The sequence below is a fragment of the Evansella tamaricis genome (assembly GCF_019042215.1).
Taxonomy (GTDB): Bacteria; Bacillota; Bacilli; order Bacillales; family Salisediminibacteriaceae; genus Evansella; species Evansella tamaricis.
Window position 1 is genome coordinate 1 of sequence record NZ_JAHQCS010000020.1, and the last position, 12,214, is coordinate 12,214.

Below are 12,214 nucleotides of genomic sequence, written 5' to 3' on the forward strand. Positions count from 1 at the left end.
TTTAATCCCGCAGGAGTCTACGTATATTTCCTTCGCTATTGTTGTGTATTGTTCGGATTTCCAATTAAACACTTTAGTTATGTCCCAGCCTCTTCGCAAAGGCGCTTGCGCTTTTCTTATAATCTTGATTTCATGACGTCCTATTATCGGGTATGCCACAGGACGTGGCGCTCTGCCCGATGAACGATTACTCTGCTGTGAAATTCTCTAGAGTAAGTCGTCACATAGGTTCTTTTGCTTATCAATCATACCCATTTGGATTATTCTTTTGCCATTTCCAGGAATCACGACACATTTCTTCAATCCCCATCGTGGCAGTCCAATTTAATTCCTCTTTTGCTTTATTAGGATTTGCATAACAGACACCGATATCTCCAGGTCTCCTGTCAACAATAGAATAAGGCACCTTTTTTCCGGAAGCTTTCTCAAATGCCTTTACCATTTCCAGAACACTGTAACCTGTTCCCGTTCCAAGGTTATAGGCGTTTACTCCAGTAGTTTCCGTCACTTTTTCCAAAGCTTTTAAGTGACCTTTTGCCAAATCCACAACGTGAATATAGTCTCGCACTCCAGTGCCGTCAACCGTATCATAGTTATCTCCGAACACTTGTAATTTAGGTAATTTTCCAACTGCCACTTGAGTAATGAACGGCATTAAATTATTTGGAATTCCGTTAGGATCCTCTCCAATTTTTCCACTTTCATGTGCGCCAATCGGGTTAAAATAACGTAATAAAGAGATGCTCCACTCTGAATCAGAAACAAATAGATCACGTAAAATTTCTTCGATCATTAATTTAGATTGTCCATATGGATTAGTGGCACTTAACGGGAAATCTTCAGAAATAGGTACGCGATCGGGCATTCCATAAACCGTCGCTGATGAACTAAAGACAATATTTTTAACACCATGTTTCCTCATGACATCACATAGCTGAATGGTTCCAGTGATGTTGTTATGGTAATAGTACAAAGGTTTTTCGACCGATTCACCAACTGCTTTTAATCCGGCGAAATGAATGACTGCATCAATCTGTTTTTCATGGAAAACTTTTTCGATATCCTCTACATTCAAAAGATCACCTTCGTAAAAAGGAAAATCCTTTCCGGTGATTTCTTGAACTCGTTTTAGTGATTCAAACTTACTGTTGGAAAGGTTGTCAAGAACTACAATTTCAAATCCTGCATTTAATAACTCGACACAAGTATGACTGCCGATATAACCTGCTCCGCCTGTAACTAATATAGCCATCTTAAAAGGCCTCCTATATTCTATTTCCTATCTATAAAAATTTTATCATATGGAAGAGAGGGAATAAATCAAAAAAACGAATACAAGTTACGTAATAGAAACCTATTTAAAAATAGGTTTCTTTTGTAAGTTTTCTTATCGTTTTTAGCTCCAGAATGGAAGCATTGTACAACAATAGTGGAGTCGAAGTTGGTTTCATTGGGCCCCAAAAGAGCATTTTGTGGACAATGGGAGAAGGGAATCCGGTTCAATTTTTATGATTTTACTAAAACAAAACCTTCTTTTAACGCTTCTGTTACATTATGTTCAGGGATTAGAAGATAGATATCTTCCTTACTAGGATGAGCAATAATGGCAAAGCCATCTGTTAAGAATTGTTTTGCATGATCAATACTTCTTAATACAATATCGACTGCATCTAACTTTTTCTTTACATTGTAGTCTATTTCCATCCTAATAACCTCCGCTCTTATCTGTATTTTGAAATGGGTACCTAACACGTCAATAAGAATTGTATTTTTGAAAGAGAATATTACTCCTATTATAAAGAATCAAAAGAATTATGCAAGTGAGATGAGATATTTCCTGATAGTAATTTCCTATTGATAGATTAATCCAGGGTGTTAGAGCCGCTACAAAGAGCCGGCGACAGCTACGTATCGTCTGAAGAAATGAAGTGAAATATAGCAAAATCAAAGGAAGATTAACATATCTATTCAAGTAATTAAGAAGAAATTTAATACTTTTTAATGTTTGTCGAAAAATATTGATAAATAAAGTATTGCACAAAGACTAAACAGCAAGTTATAATACTACCATACTAGTGAGATTAGTGTTTCACTAATTACTAGTTTTTCTAATATGGAATAGAACTAAAATTTTCGCGTTCGGTTGTAAGCGTTTTCTTAAACGCATCAAAGTAGTAAAGTGCACAAGCTATTTTTTTAGCAAACCATGTAAGCGCTTTAATATTACGTGAGGCGAAACATATTTTTAACTTGAAGGGAGTGATGTGAAAACTTCAAAAGATAAAACGTTTCATCTGTGTTTTCCCCATGGATACTAAAGTATATCATTGGGGGTCAATGTAACAAGTTGTTAAAGCACGTGTATTTGTAAGGAAAAAAATACACCCATACGAAAGGGGCAGTTAAATTGTTAAAGAGAAATTATTTTTTACTATTACTAGTTTTATCGCTGCTATTGGTTTTTGCTGCTTGTTCAAGTGATGATGAATCTTCCTCAGACGCTACTGATGAGCCTGACACTACAGACACAGATGGTGATACTACAGACGATGGTGACGATGAGCCAGTTATGGATACTACTCCTGTAACTTTCAGTTATTTTAATGCAGGTAGTCCAGGTAGAGATATCGACACGAATGAGACTCGAATTGGTAAACATTTAGAAGATATAACTGGTGTGAACTTTAGAATTGAACATCTTGTAGGAGACTTAAATACAAAGATTGGGGTTATGGTTGCTAGTGGAGACTATCCTGATGTAATCGTTCCTGACTCTGCAGTTGATATCTTAATGGATGCAGAAGCATTTATCCCATTAAATGATTTACTGGAAGCACACGGTCCAGATCTTTTGGAAGCGTATGCAGATTACCTTCACATGTTCACACATGCTGACGGAAACATCTATTATATTCCTTTCGGACCAACTGTCAATGAGTATATTCCAGATCCGGACATCAACCAAGGTGCATTCTGGATTCAACGTGGTATCTTGAAAGAAGCAGGATTCCCGGAAGTTCATTCTTTGGATGAGTACTTACAGTTAATCAAGGATTATGCAGACGCTAATCCACAAATTGATGGAATGAACACGATTCCTTTCACAGGTTTAACATATGACTGGAGATTCTTCGCATTCTCTAATATTCCAAACCACCTTGCTGGTTATCCAAATGATGGTGGCGTGCAAATCGACATGGATACTCATGAAGCTACAGTATATGCAGATTCTCAGTACGCATATGACTGGTTGAAAACAGTGAACGACTTAAATGCAGATGGTTACTTAGACAGAGAACTTTTCGTAGCAAACTACGATGAGTATTTGGCGAAATTATCTTCAGGCCGTGTACTTGGATTCTTTGACTATGGTTGGCAGTTTGGGGAAGCCCGTAACGCATTACGTGATGCTGGAAACCCAGACCGCGAGTATATTGCTTTACCTGTAGTATTTGAAGGCGTTGAAAAAGATCAGTATTTAGATCCACCTGCTTTCACATCTAACCGTGGAGTAGGTATTACAACTGCAGCTGAAAATCCTGAGCGAATTATTCAATTCTGGAACGAATTAATTAAAGAAGAGAATCAAAAGCTAGTAATGTGGGGATTTGAAGGGGAGCACTATGAAGTAGACAATGGTCGTTTCTACCGTACAGATGAGCAAATTGAAGAAACTCGAAAAGAAGAAGTGCGTGAAGATGTTGGTATGGCTTACTTTGAATGGTACTGGCCACGTCTTAACGGTACTTTCTCCGACGGAAATGCTGTAGAACCTGGAAGGCAACATGAGGTTGCCCAAGCTTCTTACAGAGATTCTGATAGAGAGTATCTAGATGCATATGGTAAGAACACATGGGCTGACTTCTTTGCAGATCCAGATGACCGTCCTTGGTTCCCTGCATGGAGTGCAAACATTGAGCAAGGTTCTGATCCACAAATCTTTGAAGAGCGTTCTGACGAAATTATCAGACGACACTATGCACGTATCGCTTTAGCAGATCCTGCTGATTTCGAGAGTGAGTGGAATGACTTTGTAGATGCATATCGTGCTCTAGATGTTGATGGATATGAGCAGTTCTTTACAGATGTTGTTCAAGCCCGTGTAAGGGGAGAATGGTAATTACAACGGTTTAAGAATTAAATAAAGAGGGCTATGGTAATCCTTTGGAGGTTGTCATAGCCTTTCTTTTTAAATCTTCTTGTTATTATTGGAATAAGAGGGAAAAATCTTGTTCTAATTTGTGTTAACTTGTATACTAGTTAGACTAGAATGACAAAATTCCACAAGGATTAATAGAATGAATTGCTTCTGGGAGGTGAACGGAATGAGTACAGTTATTCGAGCAAACGGTTCAACAAGGAATTATGTTTATAAAACAATTAGAGATAAAATTATTAATTGGGAAATCAAACCGGGACAAAAAATCTCTGAAAAGGAAGTATCTGAAGAATTGAGCGTCAGTCGTACCCCTGTCAGAGAGGCATTTCTTCAATTAGCTCAAGAAGACCTGCTTGAAATCTATCCGCAAATAGGAACGGTTGTTTCAAAAATTGATTTTTCTTTAGTGGAAGAAGCAAGATTTGTCCGAGAAACTATCGAGAGAGCTATTGTGCGTGACTTGTGTGAAAACGTCAGTGAAGATTTTATCTTTGAAATGGAAACAAATGTAACAATGCAAGCATTGTGTATTGAAAAGGGAACTCATAAGCGCTTATTTGAGCTTGATCAACAATTTCACTATCTTTTGTACAAGGAAAATAAAAAAATCCGAACTTGGATGTTTATTAGGCAGATGAACGGACATTTTGACAGACTTAGGTCACTTCGCCTAGCTTCTGATCCAAACTGGAACCTCATCGTTAATCAACATAAGGAAATATTCGAAAATATAATGAAAAAAGATCCAGCAGGAGCAGAGGCCACCATGGGATCCCATTTATTGCTTGTAAATTCAGAAAAAGAATCACTAAAAGAAAATTATTCTAATTATTTTAAAAACTAATTCAGTCCGTTAAACGAGGTGTCTCATCATGATCAACTTTGCCATAATTGGTTGTGGCCGAATATCTGTTTTCCATAAGGAAGGAATACTAGAAACAACTGGTGCTGCATTAAAAGCAGTATGTGACGTGGATAAGACCAAGGCGGCAAGTCTGGTGGAAGGATTATCGTCTATTGATATTTATGTTGATTACAAGCAATTGTTGGAGGATCCATCGATACATGTGGTGAATATTTGCACAGAGCACTATTATCATTCTGAGTTAGCAGTAGCAGCAATGGATGCAGGGAAACATGTCATCGTAGAAAAACCTGTGGCATTATCTTTGGAAGAAGCAGACCGAATGATAGAGGCACAGAAAAAAAATGGCATAAAGGCTACAGTTGTTTTTCAGAATCGATATAATAAAGCAGTTGCGATGATGAGAGACGCGGTGGAAGAAGGACGTCTCGGAGAACTATCACACGGAGTGGGAAGCATTCGCTGGTATCGAGACCAATCCTATTATGGGCAAGATTCCTGGCGGGGGACTCAAAAGCAAAAAGATGGATTCCTTATGAATCAGACCATTCACACGATCGACTTATTAACATGGATGATGGGGCCAGTGAAAAAAGTTACCGGTCAAGTAAGCACTAAATTTTTTGAAATTGAAATGGAAAACATCGGGGCTGCAACAATGGAATTTGAAAATGGAGCTATTGGTATTATTGAAGGGGCAGGGACTGTATATCCTGATGATTTAGAAGGCCGTTTAAGTATATTTGGTGAAAAAGGTACGATTGTACTTGGTGGTACGTCAGCAAACAAAATAGAGACTTGGAGATTCAGTAATGATTTCCAGAAGGAACAAATAGCATCCTTGGAATTACTCCGTGAGCAAGAGGAGAATGCCCCAACTGTTTACGGTTTTGGACATGAAAAAGTGATACAAGATATGGTTGATGCCATTCATCAAAATAGGGAACCAATTATCAGTCTGATGGATGGGAAGAACGCTTTGGAAATTGTTCTTGCCATTTATGAATCTGCTAAAAAGGATGGACAGCCAGTCTATTTGCGGTAGTTCTTATAGTTGGCAGTAGAAGTAATATGATGGAATTATATATAATTATTTAAGGAAGTCAAATAAATATATAGTTAAATATGTTCTAGGCATGAAATTGCAGGAATAACTTAAGAAAGCAACGATAGTAATAATTTATTACTAGTTGCTTTTGTTTAGCCACTTAGTTCATCCTGCGAACTAAGTTCAATCGTTAAATTTATCTACGTTAATACCGCTAATTGAAAGCGTTAACTAATATAATATTTTCCTGGAGGAGTGGATGAAATGTTAAAAATAGCAATTATAGGAACTGGAGCAATCGCACCATCCCACATTTCCGGATATGCCGAGTTCCCCGAAAGCTGTGAAATTGTTGCTCTCTGTGATATCTATCCAGAGAAGGCGGAAAAAGTAGCAGAAGATTTACATTTAAATGCAGAAGTTTTTGATGACCATAAGAAACTGTTGGAGAGAGAAGATATAGATCTTATATCTGTTTGTACCCCTCCATACACACATGCTGAAATTACAATTAACTCCCTCAATGCTGGAAAACATGTCATTGTGGAGAAACCGATGGCGTCTTCCTTGGAAGAATGTGATGCGATGAATGAAGCTGCGAAGAAAAATGGAAAAATTTTATCTGTCATCGCTCAAAATCGATTCCGAACTTCCATGATGAAACTGAAAAAAATATTAGAAACTGGAAAGATGGGTCCTATTGTTCATACACAGGTGGATTCGTTCTGGTGGCGAGGTTACAGTTACTATGATTTATGGTGGAGAGGGACATGGGAAAAAGAAGGTGGAGGATGTACTTTAAACCACGCTGTTCATCATATTGATATTTTTCAATGGATGAAAGGTATGCCATCACAAATAACTGCGGTTACAAGTAATACAGCCCATGATAATGCGGAAGTGGAGGATATCTCTATCGCCATCGGAAAATACGAAGATGGGAGTTTAGCTCAAATCACAAGTTCTGTTGTTCACCACGGGGAAGAGCAGCAACTTATTTTTCAAGGGAAGAATGCAAGGGTTTCTGCTCCATGGAAAGTTACTGCATCAAAGGCAAAGGAAAATGGTTTTCCAGAAGAAGATCGTAGCTTAGAAGAAGAGTTAGAAGAACTATATAACGGTTTACCAGAAGTGGAGTATGAAGGACATGCTGGACAAATTCAAGATGTCTTATTGGCAATTGACGGTAAAAAGGATCTTTTCATTGATGGACAAGAGGGACGTAAAACGCTTGAACTCATCACTGCCATTTATCAATCGGCAAGCTCAGGAGAAACAGTGAAGTTACCTTTGACAGAGAGCAGCCCATTTTATACTAGGGAAGGTCTGTTGAAAAATGCCACGTATTTTTTTGAGAAGAAAAACAGTGTCTCTAATTTTTCTGATAACTCGATCACTACAGGAAGTGACAGTGAATAGTGAAAGTAATATCTTGAAATGATTAAAAGGAGTGACACTATGAACAAGAATGACGGAATGAATTATGCCCCTAAAGGTTTTGAGAATAAAGTAGTTAACGATGGGGAATTTCGTTTTGCTGCAATAGGATTAGATCACGGTCACATTTACGGGATGTGTAATGGACTAACAGAAGCGGGGGGACAAGTTGCTTATGTTTATGACCCAGATCCAAAGAAAGTGGAACGATTTAAAGAAGCATTTCCAGAAGTGTTGATTGCCGCGACGGAAGATGAAATTTTGACGGATGAATCTATCCAGTTGATTGCATGTGCAAGTATCCCATCGGAGCGATATGCTGTTGGATTGCGTGCCCTAGATCATGGAAAGCATTATTTTGCCGACAAACCGGCATTCACCAAACTAGATCAAGTGAAAGAGGCTCGCCAGAAAGTTGCGGAAACGGGACTGAAGTGGGGAATTTACTATAGCGAGCGTCTGCATGTGGAAAGTGCTATTTTCGCTGGCCAACTCATTGAGGAGGGGGCCATCGGACGTGTTATTCAAGTGATCGGAACAGGACCTCATCGTGCAAATGCAGCCTCAAGACCTGAATGGTTTTTTGATCCTGAAAAATACGGCGGAATTTTATGTGATATTGGAAGTCATCAAATTGAACAGTTCCTACACTACTCAGGTGCGAAGGATGCAAAAGTACTCCATAGTAAAGTTGCTAATTATAACTTCAAAGAACACCCGAAATTTGAAGACTATGGTGACGCCACTTTAGTGGCTGATAATGGGGCTACTTTCTATTTTAGGGTTGACTGGTTTACTCCTGACGGATTAGGAACTTGGGGTGACGGAAGGGCGATTATTTTAGGTACAGAGGGATATATTGAAATAAGAAAATATATTGATATTGGCCGTGATAACAGCGGAAACCATCTATACTTAGTGAACCAGGAAGGGGAGAAACATTTTGAATTATCTGGAAAAGTGGGCTACCCATTTTTTGGGAAATTCATCTTGGATTGTGTGAATGGAACAGAGGACGCCATGACACAGGAACATGCATTTCGTGCAGCTGAACTATGCATTGAGGCACAGGAGATGGCTATCAATGTAGAACCTGCAATATACTCAACGAATCCTTAAACTACTCTCTAGATGGGGTAAATTGTTTGAAACAAGTCATCACAATTGCGAAACTGTGATGGCTTTTTCCATGTTTGTACTGTTTTCGAATACATGTATGACAAGGAATGCAAAGTGGTACTGGAACGGGAATTTTTTTTAGCTAGGATGAATACTTAGCGAAACTCTACCCCATAAACAATTCTTCATGGAAGTCGTCCAGGCACACGAAAAAAATAATATTAGTAATTATATTGGCAAAAAATGAAACAATCTGTTATAGTTTGCAAGTATTTAATGGACGAAATGGTTCATTTGTTTTATGATTTTCGGTGTATGAGTTACAAGGGAGGTGGAAAATATTAATATCAATATTCGCAGTAAAGGATCAACGAGGGAGTTTGTGTATCGAACAGTTAGGGATCAAATCATTAATTGGGAAATTAAACCTGGACAGAAAATCTCTGAAAAGGAAATCTCAGATAGCTTAAATGTTAGTCGAACCCCTGTTAGGGAAGCATTTTTGCAATTGGCACAAGAAGACTTATTAGAAATATATCCACAGATAGGAACGGTCGTCTCTAAGATCGATTTTACATTAGTGGAAGAAGCAAGATTCGTAAGGGAAAAAATAGAGAGGGCAATTGTTAGGGATTTATGTTCCTTCATTAGTGAAGATTTTATTTTTGAAATGGAAACAAATCTTACTATGCAGGATCTATGTATCCATAAAGGAACAAACCAACGATTATTTGAATTAGATGAATCCTTTCATCGACATTTGTTTAAGGAGAGCAAGAAACTTCGAACATGGATATTCATCAGTTCAATGACTGGCCATTTTGATCGATTGAGAGTTCTTCAATTAGCATCGAAAACCGATTGGAATCTTATTGTAAACCAACATAAAGAGATTTTTAACTGTATTTTAAACAAAGATCCTGAAGGTGCAGAAAAAGTAATGGGCAGCCATTTAGAACTGGTAAACCTAGAGAAAGAGGCTTTAAAATTAAGTCATGCAAACTATTTTAAATAAAAGTACTTCCTCTCTATCCCTCCAAATAAAAAGCAGCGAAAGTAATAATATTACTTGTTGCTTTTTACATCCACTTAGTTCGTCTTTTAAACAAAGTCACCTCCATTATTCAACAGTTTAGGTAATTGTGAAAATCACCGAGTTTTATCAAATGATTCTCTTAAGAAATGTATTGTTTCCTTCCAATCTTTAAGTTATAATACTACCATACTAGTTATATTAATGTTGTAGTATGATTAGTTGTAAAATTTTGAAATCTATTACTAATAAACAAGAATGTAACATCAATTGACCTCGCATCTATTTAGTAGTGTAACTACAAGGTTTTGTAAGTTTGCTATTAAAGAAAGACCTCATAAATTCTACTTAGAAAAACTCAAACCCTATTTAACCAGTTTAAAAAGTACATTAGTTTCTATTATTTTTTGTATTCGGTGTAAGCGTTTCCTCAATTAATTATTATTTCTTCCTTGTTTTATGTCGGGAAAAAGGATCGATATTTAAATTAAAAATTCCTAATTTTTAGAATGTAAGCGCTTTGACAAAGGGGTGTTTTTATATGAAGTTGTTTTTAAGGAGGTGGTGCTAGCAGTACATTGACAGTAAAAAGGTAATGCCAGCAATAAACAGAATATTCGAAATGATGGTTTTGTGTAGTTTTAGAAAACTATGCATTGAAAATCGAAAGGGGCAATGAAATGTTGAAAAGAAATTATTGGTTGTTAGTATTAGTTCTATCACTTTTACTAGTTTTTGCTGCTTGTTCAAGTGATGACGATACAACAACAGACACAGATGATCAAGATCAAACGACAGATACAGACGCTGATGATGGGGAAGCTTCTATTGATACAACTCCTGTAAGCTACCACTTCTTTAATGCAGGAAGTGCAGGTCGTGACATTGATACAAATGAAACTGAAATAGGAAAACTACTTGAAGATGAAACTGGAGTAAACTTTACGATTGAACACCTTGTGGGGGATTTAAATACGAAAATTGGTGTTATGGTTGCCAGCGGAGATTACCCGGATGTTATTGTTCCTGACTCTGCGATTGATATTTTATTAGATGCGGAAGCATTTATTCCTTTAAATGACCTTTTAGAGGAACATGGACCTAACCTCCTCGAAGTATATGGCCCTTACTTAGATATGTTTACTATGGATGATGGGAATATTTATTATATTCCATTTGGTCCCACGGTGAATGAGTATATACCAAACCCTAATATTGATCAGGGGGCGTTTTGGATTCAAAGGGGAATTCTTAAAGAATATGGTTTCCCAGAGGTAAATACATTAGATGAGTACTTTGATATTATTACTCGTTACGCAGATGAGAATCCACAAATTGATGGAATGAACACGATACCGTTTACAGGTTTAACATATGACTGGAGATTCTTTGCATTCTCTAATATTCCTAACCACCTCGCTGGTTATCCAAATGACGGTGGGGTTTATATCGATATGGATACTCATGAAGCAACGGTTTATGCCGATTCTGAGTACGCTTACGATTATTTGAAAGCATTAAATGAATTGAATGCTGATGGATATTTAGACAGAGAATTATTTGTAGCTAACTATGATGAGTATTTAGCCAAATTATCTTCCGGAAGAGTACTGGGTTTCTTTGACTATGGCTGGCAGTGGGGAGATGCACGTAACGCATTGCGTGATGCTGGAAACCCTGACCGTGAATTTATGGCACTTCCAATTGTCTTTGACGGAGTTGATTATGATCAATATTTAGATCCTCCAGCATTTACCTCTAATCGAGGTGTAGGTATTACAACTGCTGCAGATAACCCAGAGCGAATCATTCAATACTGGGATCGATTGATTCAAGAAGATATGCAAAAAATAGTAATGTGGGGATTCGAAGACAGACATTACAGTATTGATGAGGATGGAATGTTCTATCGCACAGATGAGCAAATTACTTTAACAGAGAAAGAAGAAGAAAGGGATATCACTGGTATGTCCTACTTCGAATGGTACTGGCCACGAATTAACGGAACTTTCGATGACGGGAATGCCGTTGAACCAAGGAGACAACCAGCTGTTGCCCTTGCAAGTTATACAGATGCTGACAGGGAATATTTGGATGCATATGGAATCGAAACATTTGCACAATTATTTGCACAACCGGATGATAGACCTTGGTTCCCAGCATGGAGTGCAAACATTGAACAAGGATCAGATCCGCAAATCTTTGAAGAGCGTTCTGATGAAATAATCAGAAGACACTACGCTCGAATTACGCTTGCCGATCCAGAAGACTTCGATCAAGAGTGGAATGACTTTGTGGAGGCATATCGTGCCCTTGATGTAGACGGGTATGAGCAATTCTTTACAGATGTAGTTCAGTCTCGTGTTAGAGGAGAATGGTAAATCCCAGTCCGGCGTGAAGTAATGTAAATGGAAGGGCTATGATCACCTTATTAGGTTTTCATAGTTCTTCTTTTTTCAAAAGGCTTTGTTATCGTTCAATGTTGATTTTTGCGAAATTCACTCCCTTTCACCACGGGCACAAGTGCGACATCTGCTCATTCTTCGCAGTGTC

Annotated in this window: 9 protein-coding genes; 7 read left to right on the top strand and 2 right to left on the bottom strand. The window is 37.7% G+C overall.

The features are described from left to right. Positions 1–241: 241 nt before the first annotated feature. Positions 242–1,252, bottom strand: coding sequence for a UDP-glucose 4-epimerase GalE (gene galE / locus KS419_RS01025; protein ID WP_217064240.1), 1,011 nt, complete (start codon positions 1,250–1,252; stop codon positions 242–244). 254 nt (positions 1,253–1,506) lie between these two features. Then, positions 1,507–1,704: a hypothetical protein gene (locus tag KS419_RS01030; RefSeq protein WP_217064241.1), complete on the bottom strand. Its 198-nt coding sequence runs from the start codon at positions 1,702–1,704 to the stop codon at positions 1,507–1,509. A 703-nt stretch (positions 1,705–2,407) separates the two neighbouring features. On the opposite strand from KS419_RS01030, the gene KS419_RS01035 reads away from it, so the two are divergent. From KS419_RS01035 to KS419_RS01065, 7 genes are all read left to right on the top strand, one after another. Further along, the gene (locus KS419_RS01035; RefSeq protein ID WP_217064242.1) at positions 2,408–4,120 is read left to right on the top strand and encodes an ABC transporter substrate-binding protein; all 1,713 of its coding nucleotides are present in this window, start codon (positions 2,408–2,410) and stop codon (positions 4,118–4,120) included. A gap of 205 nt (positions 4,121–4,325) precedes the next feature. Continuing rightward, the gene (locus tag KS419_RS01040) at positions 4,326–5,003 is read left to right on the top strand and encodes a GntR family transcriptional regulator (protein WP_217064243.1); all 678 of its coding nucleotides are present in this window, start codon (positions 4,326–4,328) and stop codon (positions 5,001–5,003) included. Between the two features lie 28 nt (positions 5,004–5,031). Further along, a complete protein-coding gene (locus tag KS419_RS01045; protein WP_217064244.1) occupies positions 5,032–6,069 on the top strand; it encodes a Gfo/Idh/MocA family protein in 1,038 nt (345 codons plus the stop codon). A gap of 267 nt (positions 6,070–6,336) precedes the next feature. Then, entirely contained in the window at positions 6,337–7,491 is a 1,155-nt protein-coding gene (locus tag KS419_RS01050; protein WP_217064245.1) for a Gfo/Idh/MocA family protein, read from the top strand. Positions 7,492–7,530: 39 nt separating this feature from the next. After that, positions 7,531–8,628, top strand: a complete 1,098-nt coding sequence (locus tag KS419_RS01055; RefSeq protein ID WP_217064246.1) for a Gfo/Idh/MocA family protein — start codon at positions 7,531–7,533, stop codon at positions 8,626–8,628. A gap of 331 nt (positions 8,629–8,959) precedes the next feature. Beyond that, positions 8,960–9,643, top strand: coding sequence for a GntR family transcriptional regulator (locus KS419_RS01060; RefSeq protein ID WP_217064247.1), 684 nt, complete (start codon positions 8,960–8,962; stop codon positions 9,641–9,643). Positions 9,644–10,341: 698 nt separating this feature from the next. Further along, positions 10,342–12,042, top strand: coding sequence for an extracellular solute-binding protein (locus KS419_RS01065; protein ID WP_217064248.1), 1,701 nt, complete (start codon positions 10,342–10,344; stop codon positions 12,040–12,042). Positions 12,043–12,214: the final 172 nt, after the last annotated feature.

Bases quoted from the DNA above. Each gene is read 5' to 3' on its own strand.
- galE (WP_217064240.1), bottom strand. From the start codon at position 1,252: ATGGCTATATTAGTTACAGGCGGAGCAGGTTATATCGGCAGTCATACT.
- KS419_RS01030 (WP_217064241.1), bottom strand. From the start codon at position 1,704: ATGGAAATAGACTACAATGTAAAGAAAAAGTTAGATGCAGTCGATATT.
- KS419_RS01040 (WP_217064243.1), top strand. From the start codon at position 4,326: ATGAGTACAGTTATTCGAGCAAACGGTTCAACAAGGAATTATGTTTAT.
- KS419_RS01045 (WP_217064244.1), top strand. From the start codon at position 5,032: ATGATCAACTTTGCCATAATTGGTTGTGGCCGAATATCTGTTTTCCAT.
- KS419_RS01050 (WP_217064245.1), top strand. From the start codon at position 6,337: ATGTTAAAAATAGCAATTATAGGAACTGGAGCAATCGCACCATCCCAC.
- KS419_RS01055 (WP_217064246.1), top strand. From the start codon at position 7,531: ATGAACAAGAATGACGGAATGAATTATGCCCCTAAAGGTTTTGAGAAT.
- KS419_RS01065 (WP_217064248.1), top strand. From the start codon at position 10,342: ATGTTGAAAAGAAATTATTGGTTGTTAGTATTAGTTCTATCACTTTTA.